Raw genomic sequence first — 23,654 nt, 5'->3', positions numbered from 1 at the left:
CCCAGCGGCCCGCCCTGCCCCCGCTTCCGGCCCTGCCCCGGCGGCCGACCCGGGGGCGCGACCCGGCCCGTCCGCGGACTCCGGTCGGGCGACGGCCCCCCGTCGGCCGAGCGCTCCCGCCGTGCCGCCCCGAAGCCCCTCCTCACCGATCGGCCCGCGCACGCCCGTCGGCCCCGCGTCCGCCGGCGACCCGATCCTGCCCGTGCTCCCGGCGAAGGCCGCGGCACCGCGTCCGGTCGTGCGCCCGGCAGTGGTGGAGGACGAGGGGAGCGGGCTCGCCTGCCCGGCGTGCGGGGCGGCCAACCGGCCGGACCGGCGCTTCTGCCGGCGCTGCGCAGCGGAGTTGAGGCCCGCTCCGAAGGCGGCGCCGCTGCCGTGGTGGCGTACCGTGTGGCCGTTCCGGCGCCGGGCCCGGGCGGGTTCGGGGAAGGGCACACGCTTCGTCGTGATCCTCCTCGCCGTGCTCGCGCTGTGCGCCGCCGGGTTCCTCCTGATGCCCGCGGGCCGGGCCCTGATCGAGGACACCCGGGACAAGCTGGGGAAGGCCACGGCCATCACGCCCGTGAGCACCGAGGGAAGCGGCGACCTGCCCGGGCACCCCGTGACGAACACCACGGACGGCATCAACAACACGTACTGGGCGGCCCCCGGAGCGGGTGCCTCGGTGACGTACACGTTCCGCAAGCCCTTCCGGATGGTCGACCTGATCATCACCAACGGCGCGTCCAAGTCCCCCGAGGAGTACGCCCGTCAGGGACGTGCCCTGCAGATGGACATGGAGGTGACGACGGCGGACGGCACGCGGCAGACCAAGGAACTCACCCTGACCGACAAGGCGGGCCCGCAGACGATCCTCACCGGGATCAGCGACGTGAAGACGGTCCGGCTGACGCTCCGTTCCCCCGCCGGCCTGTCTCCGAGAACCCATCTCGCCCTGGCGGAGGTGGAGTTCTTCCAGAGGAGCTGAGGCGACGCCTCACCGTCTGCACGCACGCACGCACGCGACGGGGCGGCGCACCACACCGGAAGGCCCCACCCCGTGGCTGCCCGCTCTCGCGCACGCTCCGAGTCCCCCTCCTCACCCCCCTGGATGGCTGATCAGCCTGTCGTCCTCGGTCACCGCCAGCAGGCGTCCCGCGTACGCGGCGAGGGCCCGTACGGGCGGGAAGGGGACCGGAGGCGTGGCGGGGGCGAACGGGGCGTCGTCGAGGCTGGGAGGGCGGGTGAAGAGGCCGTCGGGGGTCGCCGCGTGCAGTCGCGCCCCGAGAACGGTCAGCGTCGATGCCTTGCCCGCAGGGCCCAGCCGTCGCCATGGCGCGTCGAAGTCGCCGGCCGGGCGCGCGTGCAGGGCGTCGTCGTGAGGCGTGACCGCGAACAGGCTGTTGTCGCACATCGCCAGGGCCGTCGTCCCCGTCGGCACCCGACCGGCGGGGAGCCACGGGGCGGGGCCCGGCACCGGCGCCCGGTGCACCAACCGGTCGTCCGCGGTGACCGCCAGCAGGGCCAGCGGCATCGGGTGGGACGCCTCGCGCGGGGCGGTCAGACAGCGCAGCGCGGGCGAGGAGCCGTCAGCCGGCGGGCACGGCGTCCAGGGGAGGTTCTGCTCGGACGGCTCGCGGTGGAGCAGCGTCCGGCCGTCCTCGGCCACGGCGAAGAGCAACCCCTCGCACGCGGTGAGCGCCCGCAGTCGGGGCGCCGGGCCGATGGAGTGCCAGCGCGGGACCGGGGCGGCACCCGAGAGCCGGTCGAGGACGTTGCGCGTGACGCGGTCGACCACCGGATCGTGCAGCGCGCGACCCCAGTTGATGGTCGCGGCGTTGAAGACGGTGCCCGCTCCGGCGCGGAAGACGCCCATGGTCGCCCAGCCGCCCTGCCCGTACGTCCGCCAGTGCCGCAGGTCGGCGGTGGCGAGCACGGCGAACGACCGGGGCGTCCCGTCACGGCCGGTGGCCCGCGGCACCCCGGCCGACCAGTCCAGTTCCGCCGCGTCCGTCTCGTATCCGAGCGTCCCGCGCGCGAAGGTGTCCCCGTCGCGCAGCCCGGTGCCCTCGAAGACCCAGTGGTCGGCGAAGCGGACCGTGTACGCCTCGCGGCCGATGAGGGCCATGCCGTCGCCCCACGCCCCGGCGCCCTGCCGGAAGCTGACGCCGGTCATCGTGTTCTCCGGCCGGTCGACGGGGGAGCTGGACCACTCGACGGTCGCCCGCGCCGGGTCCACGGCGGCGACCGGATCGGCGAGGGCGTCGCGGTGGCAGACCATCGTGCGGCCCCCGTCCTCCAACCGGATCTGCCACCAGGCGGTGTTCCCGGCGAAGACGGCGAGGTTCCCCCCGCGCCGCACGAACCCCTCGACCGAATCCCGCATCTCCGCCGTCCAGTACTCGTCGTGCCCGTTCACGACCAGGAGCCGGTAGGGCGCGAGGAGTCCGCCCCCCTCGTGGAGGTCGAAGCCGGAGCAGAACTCGACGGGGCGCCCTGTCAGGTGCAGCCAGCGCAGCAGCGGCTCCTCCCACCGCTCCGGCGGCGGCCCGCCGCCCGGCGCGGCGAGGGACACCCGTGCGGCCCGGGTGGGCTGCTCCGCGTAGTAGATGCTCCGGCCGGGCTCCCCCGCCCGGTGGTACGCCCGCCACGTCGGGAAGGGGATGGAGACGAGGACGGAGGAGGAGGCGCCCGGCCGCGCGGACCGAACGATGAACCACACCTCGTGCTCGGCGTCCCGCTCCGGGGCGGGCGTCTCGGGACGCGCGTCGTGGAAGGACGCGCGGTACAGCGCACTCGGCCACGACTCCGGCACGTCGAGGGTCCAGCCCGCCCCCGTGACCGCCGCCTCCACCACGACCCGCTTCCCCACCACGTCCGTGACGACCACCCGGCCCCGGAACCGGGCCCCGTCTCCCGCCGCCACGTGGAACCGCATCCGTCCGCCCTGCGCACAGGACGTCGTGTCGGCGTGGGCGAGCGGCCGGGGCACCCGCCGGCCGCTCACCTGCGGACCTCCGGTCCCGCGAGGAGGTCGGCCAGCCGGGAGAGCCGAGGCGGCGCGCCGGCGGCGGACGCGACCACGACCTCCTCGATGCCCCGCAGGTGGGCGTGGATCGCCTCCGGCGGAAGATAGGCCGTGTCGGCGGTGAGGGTGACGGTCAGCGCGGCCGCGTCGCCGGTCAGGTGGAGGCAGTAGCGACAGGCCACCCGCTCCTGCGTCGCCGGGAAGTCGATGACGGTGCGGCGGCGCAGCTCCGCCAGCTCCGCGGCCGCGGGTGCCGGGCCGGGGGCCGCGGCCCGGTCCACCAGGCGCATGTCGTTGAAGCAGCAGTACGGATGCACCTCGGCGCCCCGGTCGAGGGCCGCCCGCTCCAGCAGCGCGTCCCAGCCGACCGGATCGTAGGCGGCGGCGCGGTAGCCGGCCAGCGCGGCGGGCCACGCCTCGGCCAGCAGATCCGTGAAGACCGCCTCGCCGACCGCGTCCTCCGGCAGCTGCAGGACGAACAGCGCGTCCTGCGACAGCGTGCTGACCAGGGTCCGCCGCCGCTCCGCCGCCCGGTTGCCCGCGATCGGCATCACCGCGGCGGCCCGGTGTCCCTGGCCGGCCGCGACCAGCGCCGCGGCCGCGGTCAGCAGCACCGTGGAACCGCTCACCCCGTGGGCGACCGCCAGCGCGTCCACGGCGCGCGGTAGGGCCGCCGAGACCAGCCGGCCCGTCCAGAAGCGCGGCCGGAGGGGCTCCGCCACCCGGTCCGCGAACATCGTGGGCGGCACCTGCGCCAGCCCGCGCTCCCAGTGGGCGAGCGCCGCGTCGCTCGCCCGTTGCCCTGCCGGACCGTGCTGGTGCCGGGCGAGGTCCAGCGGGGTCTCCGGACAGACCGGCCCGGCCGCCCCGCGCCGGACCAGCAGCCGGAGGTCCCGTACCAGGATCTCGGCGGCATGCCCGTCGGCGGCCAGGTGGCACAGGGCGAGCACCGCGTGGGTGATCCGCCCGCCGCTGCGCACCGCGCCCAACCGAACCGGCCACTCCCGCCCGTAGTCGAACCGGTGCCCGGACAGCTCTGCCAGCAGCGCCGCCGCCGTCTCCCCGGTCCGGTCCGGGTCGGGCTCGTCGCGCACGACGAGCTCCGCCCGCCCCTCCGGGTGGAGCCGCTGCGCCGGTTCACCCTCCTCGGCGACCACCCGTGTGCGCAGCGCCTCGTGCCGCAGCAGCAGCGTGGAGAGCGCCGTGCTGAGGCGGGCGGTGTCCACGGGAGCGCCCCGGTCCGCGAGGGGCAGCACCCGGCCGAGGTTGAAGTAGTGGTCGTTGGGGGCGGTCCGGCCGATCGCGTGCCAGAGGGCGCGCTGCCCCCAGGTGAGGGGGGCGTCGCCCGACCGGCCGCCGGCGAAGATGACCTCCAGGACCTTGTCCGGGAGATGGCCGTCCCTCGGCGCGGCCCGCCGTTCCGCAGCGGCGCCGGTGGCGGAGGGGCTCACGGGGTGGCCTCCGCGCCGAGCCGCACCAGCCGCTCCGTGAGCCCGCGCAGACCGTCGCTGTGCAGGCTGCGGTCGCCGAGGTCGACGAAGACGCCGTACGTCTCCTCCACGGCGTCGACCAGACGCAGCAGGGAGAGCGAGCTGACGCCGAGGGCGGCGAGCGGCTCGGTGGAGTCGAGGAGCGCCCGCACGCCGATCAGCCCGTCGGTGGACCGCGACACGAGCGCGGCCACCTGGAGCAGGAGTGCCTCCGCGCCGTCGTGGGGGACGGAGGGAGGCGGCGCGTCCGGCACCGTCTCGTCCGATGGCTGAGCGTCCGGCACCGTCTCGTCCGACGGCTGCGCCTCCGGCACAGGCAGGGATCGAGGGTGCTCCGGCGTGCTCGTCGTGTTCATCGGGCCTCCGTCCGGTCGCCGGAGCGCTCGGCGGCCAGCCGGCGGCGCAGGCTGAGCGGGCGGATGTCGGGCCAGACGCGGTCGACATGCGCGACGCACTGCTCCTCGGTGCCGGCGAAGCCCTCCGACCACCAGCCCGCGGGCAGCGGTGCGTCCTCCGGCCAGACGGCGTGCTGCTCCTCGTCGTTGACGACGACGGTGTAGCGGATCTCGTTGCTCATGGCTGCTCCTCGCGCAGGGCACGGACGACGGCGGCGACGTCGCGTGCGGTGGGTGTGTCGAAGAAGACGTCCAGCGGGACGACGGCGCCGAGCCGCTCGTGGATGCGGGCGGCGATGGCGGTGACGATCAGGGAGTGGCCGCCCAGGTCGAAGAGGTCCTCGTCCGGTGTGAGGTCGTCGAGTTCCAGCACCTCGCGCCAGATCGCCAGCACGGCGGCGCCGACCGGGTCGAGCGCTTCGTCCGTCGGTGGTGCGGTGGCCGGCTCCGGGCGGACGGCCTCCGGCTCCGGCAGTGCGGCGCGGTCCAGCTTGCCGTTGGGCGTCAGGGGGAAGGCGTCCAGGACGACGTACGCCCCCGGGAGCACGGCCGCGGGCAGGGAGCCGGCGAGGAAGGCCCGCAGCGCGTCGGGGTGCGGGGCCGTACCGGACGGGACGACGTAGGCGGTGAGGCGACGGTCGGTCTCCGGGCCGTGCAGGGCCGCCGCCGCTTGGGCGACCAAGGGGTGCCGGGCCAGCCGGGCCTCGATCTCGCCCAGCTCGATCCGGTGGCCCCGCACCTTCACCTGGCTGTCCGAGCGGCCGAGGAACTCCAGGACTCCGTCGGTGCCGCGCCGGACGAGGTCGCCGGTGCGGTACATGCGGCTGCCGGGAGGTCCGTACGGATCGGGCAGGAAGCGGGTGGCGGTGAGCCCCGACCGCCCCCGGTAGCCGTGCGCGACGCCGGCGCCGCCCAGGTACAGTTCGCCGGCGACCCCGTACGGCACCGGCCTCGCGTCGGGACCGAGCACGTAGGCCCGGGTGTTGGCGAGCGGGGAACCGAGGGAGACGCGGCCCCCGGCGGTGAGGGCGGGCTCGGCGAGCATGGACCAGATGGTGGTCTCGGTGGGGCCGTAGACGTTGACCAGACGGGTGGCCGCCGCCGTCAGCCGGGCGGCCAGCGGCGCGGGCAGGGCCTCGCCTCCGGTGAGCGCGGTGGGGACGGGGGCGGTGCCGTCGAGGCCGGCGTCGAGGAGCAGACGCCAGCCGCTGGGAGTCGCCTGCACATGGGTGATGCCCTCGCGGCGGATCAGGTCGAGCAGCGCGGGTCCGTCGCGGTGGACGGCCTCGGGGGCGAGCACGACGCGTCCGCCGGTCGTCAGGGGCAGCAGCAGTTCGACGGCGGAGATGTCGAACGACAGCGAGGTCAGCCCCAGCCAGCGGTCCTCCGGGCGCGACCCGAGGTGCTCGGCCAGGCTCCCGAGGACGTTCGCGAGGGCGGAGTGCGGCACCTCGACGCCCTTGGGGAGGCCGGTCGAGCCCGAGGTGTAGAGCACGTACGCGGGGAGGCCCGGATCGGGGAGCGGCAGGGACGGCGTGGCGGCGCCGATCGCGGGGGCGAGGTCGGCCGGGGTGAGGTCGCCGCCACCCTCCGGGGAGCGGGTGACGCGCAGGACCAGGGCGGCGTCCTCCCGGACGAAGGCCAGCCGCTCCGCCGGATAGGCGGGGTCCAGCGGCAGATGGGCGGCCCCGGCGGCGAGCGTGCCGAGAACGGCGACGAGCTGGTCGAGGCCCCGCGGCAGTCCGATGCCGACGAGGGTGCCCGGTCCGGCGCCGTGCCGGGCGAGCGCCGCCGCGGCGTGGGCGACCCGGCGGGTCAGCTCGGCGTACGTGACGTGCTCGCCGTCCGCGACGACGGCGACCGCGTCGGGGCGTTCCTCCGCGCGGGCGGCGAGCAGCGCGGGGACCGTGCGGGCCGCGAGCTCCGGACGCGGGGCGGGTGCGGCGAGCTGGTCGCGCAGCTCGTCCTCGTCGAGCAGCGGCAGTTCCCCGAGGAGGGTCGTGGGGTCGGCGAGGGCCGCGTCGAGCAGACGCGTCCAGTGGCCGACGATCCGGCGGACGATGCCGGCGGTGAGACACCCGTCGCCGCCGGCCGGGCCGTCCCCGCGGAGCGTGTGCTCGAAGGGCGGCGCGGTCCGGAACTGCGCGCTGCCCTCGATCTCGTGCCCGCTGTCCACGAGCTGGAGGTGGAGGAGGTTGCGGACGGTGCCGGGGAAGCCGATCCAGCGCACCCCGGCGGTCACCGCCCCGAAGTCCGGGGCGGGCGCGTCCGGGCGGCGCCGGTAGCTGACCGACAGGGGGGCGACGGACGTCCGGGGAGCGAGGCCGCGGACGCCCTGCCCGAGCGGGACGGCCCGGTGCGGGTACAGCGCCCGCAGCTCGCCCCGTACCGCGCGCACCCAGTCCTCGAACGTCAGACGGACCGCGCTCCCGCCTTCCACGGGGTCGACGCGCAGGGGCAGTTCGTTGACGGCGAGTCCGACGCCCACCGGCGCGCCGGGCGTCCGCAGGGACAACTCGATCGCCGTGGAGGGTACGGGATCCCCGTACCGGACGAGGAGCGCGTGCCAGGCGGACACGAGGAGTTCGAAGCGGGTGACGCCGAGCTTCCGGGCGGCCTCCGCGAGCGCAGCGCAGCGCCGGGCGTCGAGCCGGAACGGCACCTCGGCGCCGTCCGCGGCCATCAGGCCGCCGTCCGCCGGCGGCACGAGGCCGGGCAGGACGGGCGGTGCCGCGGCGTATCCCTTCTGCTCCCAGTACGCGCGGGCGGCGGCGAGCGCCTCCGGGGCGGGCGGGTCCGCCGGGGCTCCGGCGGCGGGAGGGAGGTCCTCGCCCCGGTACGCGGCGGCGAGGTCGGCGACCAGCCTGTCCTTGGACTCGCCGTCCAGGACGAGGTGGTGGGCGGTGATCAGGAGGACGTGGTGCTCGGGGGCCGTACGGAGCAGGGTGAAGCGGCAGAGGGGACCGGCGTCGACGTCGAACGGTGCCGCGCGCTCCCGGGCCAGGGTGGCTTCCAGCTCCTCGGGCGCGCAGTCGGCGCGCCGGGGGGCCGGCACGTCACAGGGCTGGACGCGGCCGTCCGGTCCCGGCCGGCTCGAGAGCGCCGGGTGGTGCGCCGTCACCGCGCGGCAGGCGAGGTCGAGGGCCGTGGTGTCGAGCGGGCCGGCGAGGTCGAGGGTGACGGCCAGGTGATAGGCGCCGCCGGTGTCGCGTGTGCGCTCGGTGAGCCAGATGCCGTGCTGGGCCGGGCTGAGCTGGGTCATGGGGTGGCCTCGCGGGGGTCGTGGGTGAGGATCCGGCGCAGCTCCCGCTTGAGGACCTTGCCGCCCTCGTTGCGGGGGAGCGCGTCGAGGAACAGGACGGTGGCGGGGAGTTCGTGGGCGGACAGCAGGTCGAGGAGGAAGGTCCGCAGGGCGGTCGCCGTCAGACCGTCGCGGTCGCCGCCGCTGCCCACCGGGTCCGTGCCGCGCGGGACGACGGCGGCGGCCACGACGGCCCCCAGGACGGGGTGCGGGATCCCGACCGCGGCGGCGTCGACGACGTCGGGGTGGGCGTGCAGCGCGTTCTCCACCTGGAGCGTGGAGACCTTGTGGGCGCCGGACTTGACGACGTCCCGCTCGCGGTCGAGGAGGTGCAGGAAGCCGTCCTCGTCGACGCGGCCGAGGTCGCCCATCCGGGTCCAGCCGCCGTGGAACACCCCGTCGTCGCCGTCCCCCAGGTAGGCGCGTGGAGCCTGCGCGGAGCGGAGCCACAGCTCGCCGGGCTCGCCCGCCGGCAGCGGGCGGCCCGCCCCGTCGGTGACGCGCAGCTCGGCCAGCGACGCCGGCCGGCCGGGCGACCACGGCCGGGCCGCGTCGAAGAGCAGCGTGACCTGGGCGGGGGCCGCCTCCGTCGACGTGTAGTAGTTGACGATCTGGGCCGGCGCGAAGGCCCGGCTGAGGCCCAGCGCCACCTGCTGTGGCAGGGCCGCCGCGGTCGAGCCGACGAGGCGGACGGTGCCGAGGGCGCCGGCCTCGGCGGCGGTCTCCAGGGCCGGTGAGCCGAGGAGTTCGATCGCCATGGCGGGCACCACGAAGACGCTGCCGACGCCGTGCTCGGCGATCGCCCGGAGAAACCGTGCCGCGGTGAACTGGGGCGCGGTGACACAGGTCGCGTGAGCGTTGAGCGCGTTGACGAGCATGGTCTGGCCCGCGTTGCTGCCCACGGGGAACGCGTGCAGGAAGGTACGGGAGTGGCGGAGCGGCCGGCGCCGCTCGTCGCGCGTGCAGCCGTGCGCCAGGTTCCCGTGCGAGGCCACCACCCCCTTGGGCACCCCGGTCGTGCCGGAGGTGTACAGGATCTGGGCGGGGGCCGCAGGATCGGGCTCGGGGAGGCCGGGGTCGGCCGGGTGCCCCTGCGCGTCCTCCTCGGTGAGCCCCCGCACGCCCGCCGGCGTGCCGGCCGGCAGACCGGGGCCCGCGTGCACCAGGAGCACGGCCCCGGAGTGCGTCAGGGCGTGTCCCAGACCGGCGGGCGCCATCCGGTCGGAGAGCGGGACGGCGACGCCGCCGGCCCGCAGGACGGCGAGGAACGCCACCGCGTACTCCACCCACCGGTCCGTGCCGAAGCAGAGCCCGACCCGGTCCCCGGCGGCGAGCCCGGCCGCGCGCAGGGCGCCGCCCAGCGCGCCGCTGCGATCCCGCCAGTCGGCGAAGGACAGCCGCGCCGGACCGTTGACGATCGCCGTACGGGCTCCGTGGACGGCGGCCCGGTGGGCGAGCAGCGCGGGCAGGGTGGCGGGCGGGGCCGGGGGAGGGCCCGCGGGGGCACCGGTCCCGGGGCGGCGGATCACCGGGAACCGGCCTTCGCCCGGCTGTTCGCGGCGTCCGGCTCCGGGCCGCGGGCCGCGGCCCTCGCCTTCTCCCCGAGGTCGGTGGAGCCTGCCTCCTCCCGGCGCTCCGAACCTCCCGCCTTCGCCCGGCGGTCGGCTGCGGCCCGAGCTCTCTCCCGCAGGCCGACCAGGTCGTCCGGCTCCGCGTCGGGGACGTCGCGGTCGAAGCGGGCCAGGCTCGGCAGCCGGAGCCCGAGGACGACCAGTCCCGCCATCGCGAGTCCGAACAGCACGTACATCAGGGCGATGCCGCGACCGGGACCGGTGCCGATGAGCGGCCCGAAGACCGGGGCCAGGGCGCCGCCGGGCTCCATCAGCGGACCGAAGAACGCGGAGCCGAGCGGAGCGACGACTCCATGGCCCAACGGGATCGTGGACCAGGCGACCAGCGTGTTGAGGGCGAACACCCGTCCGTGGAACCGCTGCGCCACCTTGGTCTGCACGATCGTCGCGTAGATCCCGTTGACCAGGGCGAGGGCGAAGGACATGCCGAAGGCCCCCAGCGCGACCACCCACAGGTTCGCGCGCAGTCCCGTGACGGCGCCCGCCAAGGCGAGGAGCCCGGCGAGGGCGAGCATGCCGCGCAGGCGATGCCGGCGCGGCCCGCCCCAGAAACCCATGGCCAGGCCGCCCAGGAGCGCGCCGGCGCCGCCCGCGACCGCGACCCGGGCCGCTCCGCCGAGGTCGTCGAAGGAGAGGACCAGCGGGGTGGTGAGGAGGAAGAGCGGAGCGAGGAACACGTTGAGCCCGGCGAACCACAGGAGCATGGAGCGGAATCCGAGGTGCCGCCACGTGTGGGCGAGGCCGTTGCGGATCTCCGCGACGAGGGACTCGCGCCGGGTCCAGGGCAGCGTGCGCGGGAACCGCACCACGAGCAGGATCCCGATGGCCACGACGTAACTGACGACGTCGATGACGAGGATGCCGCGCAGCCCGATCGCGGCCATCAGCGCGACCGCGGCCAGCGGCACGACGAACTGAGCCGTGCCGAAGGCGAGCTGGACGATGCCGTTGGCGTGGCCCAGGTACCGCTTGGGCACGAGCTGCGGCACGGCCGAGGCGTAGGCGAGCCGTTGGAAGGTCAGGGCGACGGAGAGCACCCCGAGCAGGACGTACACCTCCCACGACCGCAACTGGCCGGTGAGCAGCAGGAAGAGCAGCCCGGCCTGGGTGGCGCCGGCGGCGACATCGCCCACGAGCATCACTCTGCGCCGGTCCATCCGGTCGACGAGCGCCCCGGCGAGCGGACCGACGAGGATGCCGGGGAGCATGGCGATGACCGCGTACAGCGCGTACCGGGCCATCGACCCGGTCTCCAGGAGGATCCAGATCGGCAGGGCGAACTCGGTGAGCGCGGAGCCGGTGATGGAGGCGAGCTGACCGCCCGCCACCAGGAGGAACCGGCCCATGCCGGGCTGCGGGCCGCCGTCCGGCTCCGTACCGGGTGCCGGGCCGTCGCCGACCGCGGCGGCGGATCCCGTGCCGTCGGCGGCACCGGTCCCCGAGGCCGGCCCGAGGGCCGCGGACGCGGTGGTCACCGGTGCGGCGTCGTCGACGGCGGGACCGGTCTCGCCATGGAACCACCAGGAGTTCTCCGGATCCGCCGCGGGCAACGCGTCGGTCGTGCCGTCCAGCACGGCACGGTGCACGCGCGTGACGGCCTCCGCGACCTCGGCGGCCCGGTAGGTGATGAAGAAGTGTCCGCCCTCGTCCAGCACGGCCACGGCCGAGCGCTCGGCGAGCAGCAGCCACTCCCGGTAGCGCTCCTGGTAGAAGTCGGCGGCCGGGTCCCGGTCGCCGACCAGGGAGACGACCGGCGCCCGCAGCCGCGGCGCGCCGTCGGCGACCTCCGCGATGGCCCGGGTGAACCAGTCCTCGGCGGCCATCGTGTCCCGGCGCATGTTGCCGATGACGAACCGGACCTGCTCCTCGTCGAGCTCGGAGGTGTCGACGCCCATGCCGGTCAGCCAGTTCGCGTACGTCCGGTCGCCGACCAGCGGCTCCAGCGACGCGATCTTCCCGAGGGCGGTGAGGAAGCGGCTGCGGGGCTTCGCGAAGGGGTACTGGGCGCCGGCGTACACGCCCTCCAGCTCGCGGCCGGACGCCTCCAGGGAGCGGGCGACGGCGACGGCGAGCGCGGTGCCCACGGCGCAGTGGCCGTAGACGGCGAGCGGGCCCTCCACCCGTTCCGAGACCTCTGCCGCGATGCCCTCGGCGAGGTCGTCGAAGGAGAGCCGTTCCTCGGTCACCCCGAGGTCGTGCCCGGGGATGGCGACGGCCCACAGCTCGGTGTCGGGCGGCAGGGCGTCGGCGACGGGCTGGTAGACGACGGCGCTGCCGCCGCCGTACGGGACACAGACGAGGGTGAGCCGCCGCCGCTCGGCGGGGACCGCGCGGGTGAGCCGGTGCAGCAGGGACCGCGGGCCGCTCTCCCGCTCGTCCCGAGCGGCGACGGAGGCGAGCTCGCGGACCGTGCGGTGGGTGAACAGGTCCATCACGCTGATCGGGCGGGCCCCGGCCTCCGTCAGCCGCTTGCGGGCCTTGGCCACGACCTGGGTGGCGAGCAGCGAATGACCGCCGAGGTCGAAGAAGTTCTCGTCGGCGCCCACCCGGGGCAGCCCCAGGACCTCCGCCCAGATCTCGGCGAGGACGACCTCCGCCGGTGTCTCCGGCTCGGCCGCTCCCGCCGCGCGGTGCACCGTCGGGACGGGCAGGGCCCGCCGGTCCAGCTTGCCGTTCGGCGTGAGGGGCAGCGCGGGCACGACGGTGAAGGCGGTCGGCACCTGGTGGTCGGGAAGGCTCCGCCGGAGCGTGGCGCGCAGTGCGGACGGGTCGGGCCCGTCGGCGCCCGCGGCGGCGACGAGGTAGCCGACGAGGCGCTTGTCGCCGGGGCGGTCCTCGCGCAGTACGACGGCGGCGTCCGCGATGCCGGGCTGCGCGCGGAGCGCTGCCTCGGTCTCGCCGGGCTCGATCCGCAGGCCGCGCAGCTTGATCTGCTGGTCGATCCGGCCGAGGTGTTCGAGCCTGCCGTCCGGGCGCCGGCGCGCCAGGTCGCCGGTGCGGTAGAGCCGGGAGCCGGGCGGGCCGTACGGGTCGGGCACGAATCGGGCGGCGGTGAGACCGGGACGCCGGTGGTAGCCGAGGGCGACGGCGGTCCCGCCGATGTGGAGCTCTCCGGGAGCGCCCGGCGGCACCGGGCGCAGCCGCTCGTCGAGTACGTAGAGGCGCGTGTTGTCGATGGGAAGACCGATCGGGACGGTCTCCAGCGGGCCCGCGCACTCCCAGGCGGAGACGTCGACGGCGGCCTCGGTCGGGCCGTACAGGTTCGCCAGCGCCAGACCGGGCAGCCGCGAGGTCAGTTCGCGGGCGGCGTCCGGGGGCAGCGCCTCGCCGCTGCACACCACACGGCGCAGCCCGGTGCAGCGCTCCACGCCCTCCTCGGAGAGGAACGCGGTGAGCATGGCCGGCACGAAGTGGGCGACGGTGACGCCGGCGGAGACGATGAGGTCGCGCAGGTACCCGCTGTCCTTCTGGCCGCCCGGCTTGGCGAGCACGATCCGAGCGCCCGTGGCGAGCGGCCAGAAGAACTCCCAGACCGACACGTCGAAGCCGGTCGGCGTCTTCTGCAGGACGGCGTCGTCGGGCCCGATCCGGTACGCCTCCTGCATCCACTGGATGCGGTTGGCGATGGCCCGGTGGGTGGTGGGCACGCCCTTGGGACGGCCGGTCGAGCCGGACGTGTAGATGAGGTACGCGGTGTCGTCCGGCAGTGGACCGGCGGGCACGGCGCGGGCGCGCGGCCACTCGGCGGGGTCGTCGAGGAGCAGGACGCGGGCGGTGCAGCCGTCGGGGGTGGCGAGCCCGCGCTGGGTGAGCAGCACCGGGGCGTCGCTGTCGGCGAGCAGGAAGGCCAGGCGTTCGGCCGGGTAGTCCGGTTCGAGGGGGGTGTACGCGGCTCCGGTGCGCATCACCCCGAGGAGCCCGGCGACGAGCTCCGGCGAGCGCTCGGCGCTCACGGCGACCAGGTCGCCGGGGCCGACGCCCTCCGCGGCGAGGCGGGCGGCGATCCGGCCGGCCAGGGCGTCCAGGGCGCGGTACGTCAGGGCGGGCCGGTCCTCGACGGCGACCGCCACGGCGTCCGGCGTGCGGGCGGCCTGCTCGGCGAAGAGGGCGGTCAGGGTGGTGGCCGGCCGGTCGACGGCGGTGTCGTTGAACCGGTCGGTCTCGAAGGCCCGCTCCTCGTCGGTGACGGCGTCGAGGCCGGAGAGGGGCACGTCGGGCGCGGCGGCCACGGCGGCGAGAAGTCGCCCGAGGTGGGAGGCGAGGACGGCGACGTCCTCCTCCGCGAACAGGTCGGTGTTGTAGTTGAAGGAGCCGTACAGGCCCTCCGGCCACTCCTGGAGGAACAGTTCGAGGTCGAACCGGGTGCCGTGCGCGCGGACGCCGAACGGCTGTACCTCCACGGGCAGTTGGAGGCCGGCGTCGTCACGCTGGACGGCGTAGTTCTGTACGGCGAGAACGGCCTGGAAGACCGGGGGGCGCGAGACGTCCCGGGGGACGTTCAGCTCGCTGACCAGCTGGGCGAAGGGCAGCTCCTGGTGGGCGTACGCGTCGAGACAGGTCTCGCGGGTGCGGCGGACCAGCTCGGTGAAGGACGGGTCGCCCTCCAGTCGCGCGGGCAGCGCGAGCACGTTCACGAACATGCCGACCAGCGGCTCCAGTTCGGGCTCGGGACGGCCGGCGACCGGCGATCCGACGGCGAAGTCGCTCCGCCCGGCGTAGCGCGACAGCAGGACCTGGAAGGCGGCCAGGAGCACCATGTGGGGGGTGGCGTCCTGACGGTCGCCGAGGGCGGTCAGCCGGTCGAGCAGCCGCCGGTCCACGGAGAAGGCGTATCCGGCGCCCTCGAAGGTCTGCCGGGGCGGCCGGGGCCGTGAGAAGGCCAGCTCCAGCGGCTCGACCCCGCCGAGCTCGCGTCCCCAGTGCGAGAGCTCGGCCGCGAGCCGCTCGCCGTTCAGACGCTCGCGCTGCCAGAGGGCGAAGTCTCCGTACTGGACGGCGAGTTCCGGAAGGGGGTCCGGTGCGCCGGCCACCCGCGCCGCATAGCTCCGCAGCAGCTCCCCCAGGAGCACCTCGCTCGACCAGCCGTCGCTCACGCTGTGGTGGACGAGCAGCAGGAGGACGTGGTCGTCGTCGGCGAGCCGCACCAGCAGCGACCGGAACAGCGGGCCTTCCTCCAGGTCGAAGGGGACCGCGGCGGCCTCGTCCACGATCCGCTCGGCGACGTGCTCGTCGGCCGCCTCCAGCAGGGTGAACGCGGCGGGCCCCGGCGGGTCGACGACGAGCAGCGGACGCCCGTCCTCGGTCGCCGGGTAGCGGGACCGCAGCGTCTCGTGGCGGGCGACGCTCGCGTCGAGCGCGCCCCGGAGGGCGTCGATGTCCAGGTGCCCGCGCAGCCGCCGCACCACCGGGATGTTGTACGCGGAGGTCCCGGGGGCGAACTGCTCCATGAACCACAGGCGTTCCTGCGCGAAGGAGAGCGGAACGGGCGTTCCCGGAGCCCGCCGGGGAATGACGGCCGCGGGCTTCGCCCGTCCCGCCAGCCGCCGCCGGAGCAGCTCGCGCTTGGCGTCGGAGAGGGCGGGAGCGGGGGTGGACCGGGGTGCGGGGGGCGCGGTGCCGGTGGCGCGGGCGCGCGGGGCCTCCGGGGACGGGTCGGCCGGAGTCGTGGTGTCGGCGGTGCTCATGACGTCGGTCGGTTTCCTTCCAGGGCGTCCTGGGCGGCCAGGAGTTCGACGGCGGCGGCCTCGGACAGGCCGTCGATCTCGACGGCCAGGGCGGCTTCGACGGCTTCGGCGAAGGCCGCCACCGTGCGGTGGGTGAAGAGGGCGCGGAGCGGTACGGACAGGTCGACGGCGGCGCGGACGCGGGCGACGACCCGGGTGGCGAGGAGGGAGTGTCCGCCCAGGGCGAAGAAGTCGTCGTGCGCGCCGACCCCGTCGACGCCCAGGACCTCACCCCAGACGTCGGCGACGAGCTCCTCGGCCTCCGTGCGCGGCGGTACGTGCACGGCCCGGGGCGCGGCCGTCCTGTCGGGCGCCCGCAGCGCGGCCCGGTCGAGCTTCCCGTTCGGGGTGAGCGGCAGCGCGTCCAGGAGGACGAAGGCGTGGGGGACGGCGTGCGGCGGCAGCACCGCGGCGAGTCCGCCGCGCAGGACGTCCGGGTCGGGTGCGGGAGCGTCCGGGACGGGGACCACGTGGGCGACGAGGACGTCCCCGTGCGCGGTGACGACCGCCCGCGTGACGCCCGGGAGCGCGAGGAGCGCGGCCTCCACCTCCCCGGGCTCCACCCGGTAGCCGCGGACCTTGACCTGTTCGTCGATGCGCCCCAGGAACTCCAGCGCCCCGTCGGCCCGGCGCCGCACCAGGTCGCCCGTCCGGTAGCGGCGCGCGCCCGGCGGCCCGTCGGGGTCGGGGACGAACACGCGGGCGGTCGCACCGGGCCGGCCCAGATAGCCGTCGGTCACTCCGGCACCGCCGATGACGAGCTCTCCGGGGGTTCCGGGGGGCACCGGACCGCCGTGCCGATCCAGGACCGCGACGGTGGTCGCGCCGATCGGACGCCCGATCGGCGGACGCGTGGCTGCGTCCTCGTCGCCGAGCACCGCCGTGGTCGCGATGATGGTCGTCTCGGTGGGGCCGTACGAGTTGACGAGCCGCACCCGGTCGCCGAACCGCGCCCGCCAGGCCGCGACGGCATGGGATCGGACCTGGTCGGCGCCGAGGATCAGCAGGCGCAGCCGGTCCGGCCAGGGGGTCTCGTCCAGGTCGGCGACCAGGTGGTGCCAGTAGGGAGTGGGCAGGTCGAGCACGGTGATGCCGGTGCAGTACGGCTCGGCCAGCTGGTCGGGGAGGGGGGTGTCGGCCCGGGCGGTGACGAGGACGGCGCCCGCGGCGAGCGTGGGGAACAGCTCCTCGGCGCTGGTGTCGAAGGAGAGCGTGGCGTACTGCAGAACGCGGTCGTCGCCGGTGAGGCCGTACCCCTCGCGCATCCAGTCGACCCGCGCGGCGAGCGCCCGGTGCGGTACGAGCACGCCCTTGGGCGTCCCCGTCGAGCCGGACGTGTAGATGAGGTACGCCGGGTCGTCGGGGCGGGCCGCGTCCTCGGCGGTCGGCTCCGCCGACGCGTCGGGTACGGGCTCCGTCGCGTCGGGAAGCAGGGACAGGAGCGGGATGCCTTCGGGGACCCTGTCGCGGAAACCTTCGGGCAGAGTCCCGTCCGCGGTGACGAGCAGCCCGGCGCCGCTGTCGGCGAGCATGAAGGCGAGCCGGGAGGCGGGGTATGCGGGGTCGAGCGGGAGGTAGCCCGCGCCGAGCCGCCAGGCGGCGAGCATGGCGACGACGGCCCGCGGCCCGCGGGGGAGGCAGAGCGCGACCAGGTCGCCGCGCGCGACGCCGCACGCGGCCATCCGGGCGGCCAGCGTCCGGGACGCTGCGGCGAGCGTGCCGCGGGTCAGGCTCTCGTCGGGACCGACGACGGCGAGGGCGCCGGGTCGCTCGGCCGCGGCCCGGTCGACGGCCTGGAGGACGGTCGGGGCGGCCGGCCCGGTGGGGCCGGGGCCGCGGGACCCGTCGGCGAGCAGCCGGAGTTCGTCCGCGTCGAGGAGGGGGAGCCGGTGGACCGGTGACTCCGGGGCGGCGAGCGCGGCCCGGAGGAGCGTCTCGAAGCGGGACGCGAACGCGGCGGCGGTCCGCGCGTGCAGCAGGTCGGTGCGGTAGCCGAAGACGGCGTGCAGGTCGTCTCCGTCCGGCCGGATGTCCAGCCCGAGTTCGAACTTGGCTGCGGTGTGCCCGCCGTCGGCCTCGGTGCACGTCAGATCTGCGAAGCTCTGCTCGCCGAGCGCGCCGCCCTCGTGGGTGTGGACGGCGAGCAGGGTCTGGAAGACGGGCGTGCGGCCCGTGTCCCGCTCGGTTCTCAGCTCCTCGGCGAGGCGCTCGAAGGGGATGCGTCGGTGGGTGAGCGCGCGCAGCCAGTCCGAGCGGAAGGCGCGCAGCGCCTCGGCGAACGTGGGGGCTCGGGTGTAGTCGGCCCGGAGGACGAGGGCGGAGGAGAAGTAGCCGATGGTCCGCTCGCTGTCGACGGTGTCGCGTGCGGCGGTGGGCACGCCGACGCAGAAGTCGTCCTGGCCGGTGCTCCGGTGGAGCACGCTCGCGTAGGCGGTGGCGAGGACCATGAACGGCGTGACGCGGTGGGCGCGGGCGAAGGCGTCGAGGACGGGGCCGATCCCGCGCAGCACCCGGGTGTGGTACCCGCCGGAACTGCTGGGCGCGGAGGGCCGGGGCAGATCGAGCGGCAGCTCCAGCACGGGTGCCCCGGACAGGTACTCACGCCAGTAGGCCAGTGCGTCGGCGGCCTCGGGACCGTCCAGCCACGCGCGTTCGGCCGCGGCATGGGTCCGGTAGGAGGCCACGGCGGGGAGGTCGGGCTCGCGGCCTCGCCGGTATGCCGCGTAGTGCTCGGCGAGTTCGGTCCGCAGGAGCCCGAGCGACCAGCCGTCCGCGACGATGTGGTGCAGGACGAGGCAGAGCAGGTGCTCGTCGTCGCCGGTACGCAGCAGGGCTGCCCTGAGCAGCGGCCCGGCGGCCAGGTCGAACCCCGTGTTGGTGAGGGAGGCCAGCGTCCGGGCGACGTCCTGCGCTCCGTCGCCGCGCAGATCACGCTCGTCGAGGGGGACGGGCCCCGGATCGTCCACGACCGCCGACGGCCGCCCGTCCTCGGCGGGGAACCGCGTGCGCAACGCCTCGTGGCGGGCGACGACTCCATCGAGCGCCCGCCTCAGTGCGACGGCGTCGAGCTCGCCGCCGAGCCGCAGCACGTACGGAATGTTGTACGCGGGGTCACCGGGTTCCAACTGGTCGAAGAACCAGAGCCGTTCCTGTCCGACGGACAGGACCCCGGAGTCCCCGTCCAGTGCACCGGCCGGCGGCTCGGCTCCCGTGGTCACCACATGGACTCCTGTTCGACTTCAGTGCGAGGGTGCGGCGCCTCTGGGGCGCCGCGTGGAACGGAACCGGGCGTACCTGAACGGAGCGATTCCGGACATGGGAAGAAGGGCGTTCGGAGCGACGGGAGCCCTCGTGGGGCGGCCGCCGTGACGGCACCGATGCTAGGGAGCGGCCTGATGCGAGGTCAATGGTCTGGACCATCTGATCGCGTCGGCCTGCGAGAGGGGAGACCGGTCACCGCAGTTGAGAGCCCGGGACGAACCACCGAACCCGACGCGCCTCGCCGGCCGTGAGAGCCTCGCCCGTCCCGCTTCTGGAGCCGGCCCACGCCACCGGGCCGGCGGAGGCCCGAGGGCGGACTGCGCACGAGGAAGGGACGCCCTGTGGCTGGAACCGAGTGCCTGCGTGGGGATGGGTGTGCGGGTCGACGCGGGGGCGAGCGACGAGACCCGCCTCCGCGCAACGAGCGTGCGGCAGGGTGCAGCGGGCACGACACACTCGCGCAGATCGGCGCCGATGTCGGCACATCCACAGGCATCGTCCACGCCGACGTCGGGGCCGTCTGCAGACACCTCGACGGCCGTACCGAGGTCCTGAGCCTGTCACTCGGACTGTGGGCTCGACCCTGTGGGCCTACTATCCGACCGTCGATGGCGCGCTCACTGTGTTCCGGAAGAGCAGACGACCCCGAGCTTCTTCGACGAGTCGCTGACCAGCGGAAACGGCCACGATGCGGCCGAGCTGTAGGCGGCTGGTCCGCCTATGGCCCAGATCTTGGTCGGCGCGGAGGGAGTCTGGTGTCGCAACTGAACTTCACCCGAGGCACCCGGTGGCGCATCGACCCCGACCCCGCCGACGGCCATCCCTGGTCCGAACGCCCTTACGTCATCGTGTCCTTCGCCCGACTGGACGAGTACCGGGGCCCCGAGGGCATCGACTACGACGCCCGGCATCGACTACGGACCCGGCACCGGCGACGGCGGGCGGGACGGCGGAAAGGAGTGACGCCCTAGATCGCGCGTGTCACTCCGGATCGTTCCGGATGCCCCGCCCGGTGCTCCCCGTCCTACCGTGTCGACGGCGCCCACCAGACCCGACCAGTCCGGAGCCCGGGGAGCAACGATGCCGACGACCGCCACCACCGCCCGCCGTCCCGCCGCCACCGCCCTCGGGCAGCGGGAGCGCCAGGTGCTGTCCGCGGTCGGCTGCGGCCTGCGGGACGACGAGATAGCCGACGCCCTCGCGATCCCCGAGGACGCCGTGGCCGAACTCCTCGCGCGGATACTCGTCACCCTCCGGCTCCGCGACCGGGCCGCGGCCATCGTCCACGCCTTCGACTGCGGCCTGGTCGTCCCCGGCCGTGGTACCCGTACGCAGCCGGTGAGCACGGCCCCCCGGGCGGCGGCCGGCCGGGTGACCGGTCCTGCGGTGCGGATCTCCCTGCTCGGACCGCTGCGGGCGTGGCACGACGGGCGGCCGCTGAACCTGGGGCATCCGCGCCAGCAGGCGGTGCTCGCGACCCTGGCGCTGTGCGCGGGGCGCTCCCTGAGCCGGCAGGAACTGCTCGACGACGTCTGGGGCACGGAGGCGCCGGTGGCGAACGTGGTGCCGGTGTACGTCTACCGCCTGCGCAAGACCCTGCGCATCGGGGACAGTCCCGGCTCGGTCATCGAGCACGCCGGGCACGGATACCGGCTCGTCCCGGGCGCGGTCGACGTGGACGTGGCGCGGATGGAGGAGCTCCTCGTCGGCATCGCCACGGCCGAGCGCGCGGGTGAACCGGCCGAGGCGGTCCGCCTGTGCGCCCAGGCCCTCGACCTGTTCCGCGGGGAACCGCTGGCCGGTCTGCCCGGGCCGCTCGCCGAGCTGGAGCGGCTGCGACTCACGCGGCGCAGGATCGCCGTCGTCCAGCGCAAGGTGGAGTGCCAGCTGAGGCTCGGCCGGGACGCCGAGGCGATCTCCGAACTGTTCGCCCTGTCCGCCGCGCACCCCCTGGACGAGCCGGTGGCCGCGCTGCTGATGCGTGCGCTGTACCGCGACGGCCGCCAGGCCGACGCCCTCACCGTGTTCGACCGGGCCCGCCGCGGCCTCGCCGACGAACTGGGCGTCTCTCCGGGCCGGACCCTGCGGCGGACGCACGAGATGATCCTGCGCGGTGACGAGATCGGCCTCGGCCTCACTGCCTCGGCCGGTCGCACCGCTTTCGCGTGATCACCAGGACGCGGGATACCAGGCGCCGTTGTACCACTGCTCGTTGGCGACGTCGTTGTGGAAGTCCATGTTGAAGTCGTTGGGGTAGTTCCTCACGTGGTTGCCGGGGTAGGTCCAGATTCCGGCGGACTCGTCGCAGACGTAGTCCCAGTGGCAGATGGTCTTGACCGGCACATTGCCGAAGAACCGGTCGGCACCGGCCAGCGGCGCGCCGACGATTCCGCCGAAGGGGACGGATCCGCCGTTGGCGCCGGGATTTCCCTGCCGCTTCGGGTCGGCGATGAGAATGGCGTTGACATTGCCGAACGTCTGCCAGTTCTCGGTGACCCAGATGTGGACGACCGCGGCGCCCAGCGAGTATCCGCCCATCTTCACGTGCTGCCACGGGCACGCGGCCCGCTGGTCACGGACCAGCCGGTTCAGCTCGTTGACACCGGCCCGGGCGCTCGCGCCGTTGGGAATCTGGGTCGGGTATCCCACGTGCTGCTGGATGTTGCCGGAGAAGCCGTCGTTGTTCCACGAGCTTCCCGTACCGCCGACGACGATCGTGTACGTGCCCTCGCACGGAGCCGTCGCCGCCGCCTGCGCCGTGGCGCTCTGCGTCACCGAAATCCCGGCCGTCAGCAGAATTCCGGCCAGCGCGGCCTTGATCCTCTTCGCTCGCATGTCGATCCTCCCGTGTGTTCGGCCTGCGTACGACGAGATTGGCAGCGGCCGATGACATGACGATGAAACGCGCTCGGGAATCGATTCCATCGGCATTTCATCGGTGCCTCCTACTGTCGGCCGCCGACCACCTGAACGCATGACGGAAAGGCACACGATGAGAGGAACCGGCTTCACACGCGTGCTCGGCAGACTGGCCCTGCTGGCCGGCGTCTGGGCACTGGTCGTCGGGTTGACGGCCTCGGTCGCCGTGGCCCTGCCCGACCCCGGACCCTCCCCGCGCGACGACCACTACGGCGTCTCCCGGTACTTCAGGGGACCGGACGCCCTGCCCATACCCACCGAGCCCTGCGACCCGGCCGGCCCGTCGGCCGCCGACGGCATCATGGCCGGCCAGCTCAACCCTCAGATGGGGGCGCGGATGGCGGGCCTTCTGACGCCCTACAGGATGTCCTGTGCGCGGATGGTCACCAAGGCGGTGAAGGACCGGGGGCTCAACCCGAGGGCCGCGGCCATCGCGATCGCCACGGTCATCGTGGAGACCGACATCAACAACTACTCCCAGGCCGTCGACTACACGAGCATCGGGCTGTTCCAGCAGCAGGACTGGTGGGGCAGCAAGGCGCAGCGGCTGGACCCGGTCTACGCCACCAACGCGTTCCTCGACGCGATGGAGGACATGTTCCCCGGCGGCTCGTGGAACGACGTGGCGATCGGGGACGTGTGCTGGCAGGTGCAGCGGCCGCGCGAGGACCTGCGGTACAAGTACGGCCTGGAGGCGGGCGACGCCGTGATCATCGCCAACGCGCTCTGGTCCGGGATGAGCACGGGTCCCCGGCACCCGTACGGCTCCGGGCGGGTGGTGTCGGGCCGGTCCGCAGACGGACGCCTGGAGGCCTTCGCGGCGGGTGCCGACGGCGTCTACCACTCGTGGCAGAACGAGGTGAACGGCGGTTGGGCGCCATGGCGGTTCGCGGGCGGCCCGCGCGACGCCCAGCTGGCGGTGGCCGCCAACGCCGACGGCCGGCTGGAGCTGTTCGCGCTGTCGGGCAGCACGCTCGACCACATGTGGCAGACCGGGCCCAGTGCGGGGTGGTCCGCCTGGGAGACCTTCGGCACCGGCGGCTACCGGCTGGCGGCGGGCAACAACGCCGACGGCCGTATCGAGGTGTTCGCCTCCAACGCGGAAGGGGTGTTCCACCGCTGGCAGACCGCTCCGAGCGGCGGCTGGTCGGGCTGGCAGGGGACCGGTGGTGGCCCGGCGAACGCGCGGCTGGCCATGGAGAACGCGCCCGACGGACGGCTCGAGGTGTTCGCGCTGTCGGACTCGACGTTCGGGCACCTGTACCAGAGGGGCGTCAACGGCGACTGGTCCGCCTGGGAGCACTTCGGCGAGGGCGGGCACGCCGTGACCGCGAGCCACAACCAGGACGGCAGGCTGGAGGTGTTCGCCTCCAACGCCGACGGGGTGTTCCACCGCTGGCAGACCAGCCCCACCACGTGGTCGGAGTGGACGGGCACGGGCACCGGGGGGCTGCCCGACGCCGAGCTGACCACCTCGCGGTCGGTCGACGGCCGGGTGGAGGTGTTCGCGATCAACGCCGACGCGGCGAGCCACTCCTGGCAGACCGCCCCCAACGCGCCGTTCTCGCCGTGGGAGAACTTCGGCACCGGCGGCACCTCGATCGGCGCGGGCAACAACGCCGACGGCCGCATCGAGGTCTTCGGCACCAGCAGTGCCGGTGTCTACCACCGGTGGCAGACCGGGTTCGCCAGCTGGTCGCAATGGGGCTGGCTGAACGGCCCCGGCCCGGCGGTCGGCAGCCCCGCCGCGCCCTCCCGGCCCCTCGCCGCGCCCTCCCGGTCCGCCTCAGCGCCCGCCCGGAGCGCGCCCGCCGGCCGGCCCGTACCGGCGGTCGGCTAGACGTGTCCGCCGGCGGACCGCACAGGCCCGTCGGCGGAGGGTGCGAGCCCGCCGTCGTCCCGTACCGCTCGTGCGGTACGGGACGAC

The 23,654-nt window shown here is 75.0% G+C and carries 12 protein-coding genes; 3 read left to right on the top strand and 9 right to left on the bottom strand.

The genetic code is table 11. From position 1 onward, the window contains the following. Positions 1-445 precede the first annotated feature (445 nt). Complete coding sequence (locus ACY0MR_RS02840; protein WP_473558877.1) at positions 446-967, top strand: NADase-type glycan-binding domain-containing protein; 522 nt, start codon at positions 446-448, stop codon at positions 965-967. 111 nt (positions 968-1,078) lie between these two features. Here ACY0MR_RS02840 and ACY0MR_RS02835 read toward each other — a convergent pair whose 3' ends face one another. From ACY0MR_RS02835 to ACY0MR_RS02800, 8 genes are all read right to left on the bottom strand, one after another. Then, a complete protein-coding gene (locus ACY0MR_RS02835; protein WP_473561663.1) occupies positions 1,079-2,917 on the bottom strand; it encodes a N,N-dimethylformamidase beta subunit family domain-containing protein in 1,839 nt (612 codons plus the stop codon). A gap of 65 nt (positions 2,918-2,982) precedes the next feature. Beyond that, positions 2,983-4,383, bottom strand: coding sequence for a condensation domain-containing protein (locus ACY0MR_RS02830; RefSeq protein ID WP_473561661.1), 1,401 nt, complete (start codon positions 4,381-4,383; stop codon positions 2,983-2,985). Between the two features lie 71 nt (positions 4,384-4,454). After that, positions 4,455-4,853, bottom strand: coding sequence for a phosphopantetheine-binding protein (locus ACY0MR_RS02825; protein WP_473558875.1), 399 nt, complete (start codon positions 4,851-4,853; stop codon positions 4,455-4,457). After that, positions 4,850-5,074: an MbtH family protein gene (locus ACY0MR_RS02820; RefSeq protein WP_473558873.1), complete on the bottom strand. Its 225-nt coding sequence runs from the start codon at positions 5,072-5,074 to the stop codon at positions 4,850-4,852. Before ACY0MR_RS02820 ends, ACY0MR_RS02825 begins: the two co-directional genes overlap by 4 nt. Next, positions 5,071-8,154 (bottom strand): non-ribosomal peptide synthetase, encoded by a 3,084-nt coding sequence (locus ACY0MR_RS02815; RefSeq protein WP_473558870.1) that lies wholly within the window; start codon positions 8,152-8,154, stop codon positions 5,071-5,073. The genes ACY0MR_RS02820 and ACY0MR_RS02815 overlap by 4 nt, the downstream gene beginning before the upstream one ends. Beyond that, positions 8,151-9,722 carry a class I adenylate-forming enzyme family protein gene (locus tag ACY0MR_RS02810; RefSeq protein WP_473558868.1) on the bottom strand — a complete coding sequence of 524 codons (1,572 nt, stop codon included), beginning with the start codon at positions 9,720-9,722 and terminating at the stop codon, positions 8,151-8,153. The genes ACY0MR_RS02815 and ACY0MR_RS02810 overlap by 4 nt, the downstream gene beginning before the upstream one ends. Next, positions 9,719-15,508 (bottom strand): amino acid adenylation domain-containing protein, encoded by a 5,790-nt coding sequence (locus tag ACY0MR_RS02805; protein ID WP_473558865.1) that lies wholly within the window; start codon positions 15,506-15,508, stop codon positions 9,719-9,721. The genes ACY0MR_RS02810 and ACY0MR_RS02805 overlap by 4 nt, the downstream gene beginning before the upstream one ends. Continuing rightward, on the bottom strand, positions 15,505-18,768 hold the full coding sequence (locus ACY0MR_RS02800) for an amino acid adenylation domain-containing protein (RefSeq protein WP_473558863.1): 3,264 nt from the start codon (positions 18,766-18,768) through the stop codon (positions 15,505-15,507). The genes ACY0MR_RS02805 and ACY0MR_RS02800 overlap by 4 nt, the downstream gene beginning before the upstream one ends. 1,120 nt (positions 18,769-19,888) lie before the next feature. Here ACY0MR_RS02800 and ACY0MR_RS02795 point away from each other — a divergent pair. Next, positions 19,889-20,977: a BTAD domain-containing putative transcriptional regulator gene (locus ACY0MR_RS02795; protein ID WP_473558860.1), complete on the top strand. Its 1,089-nt coding sequence runs from the start codon at positions 19,889-19,891 to the stop codon at positions 20,975-20,977. Here ACY0MR_RS02795 and ACY0MR_RS02790 read toward each other — a convergent pair whose 3' ends face one another. Continuing rightward, the gene (locus tag ACY0MR_RS02790; protein WP_473558858.1) at positions 20,978-21,643 is read right to left on the bottom strand and encodes a cutinase family protein; all 666 of its coding nucleotides are present in this window, start codon (positions 21,641-21,643) and stop codon (positions 20,978-20,980) included. Positions 21,644-21,800: 157 nt separating this feature from the next. Between ACY0MR_RS02790 and ACY0MR_RS02785 the strand changes: the two genes are divergently transcribed. Continuing rightward, positions 21,801-23,567, top strand: a complete 1,767-nt coding sequence (locus ACY0MR_RS02785; protein WP_473558856.1) for a PLL family lectin — start codon at positions 21,801-21,803, stop codon at positions 23,565-23,567. Positions 23,568-23,654: the final 87 nt, after the last annotated feature.

Source organism: Streptomyces sp. JN8 (genome assembly GCF_055808075.1).
Note: the sequence above shows the minus strand (reverse complement) of the source record. Positions and strands in the feature narration are given on the sequence as shown.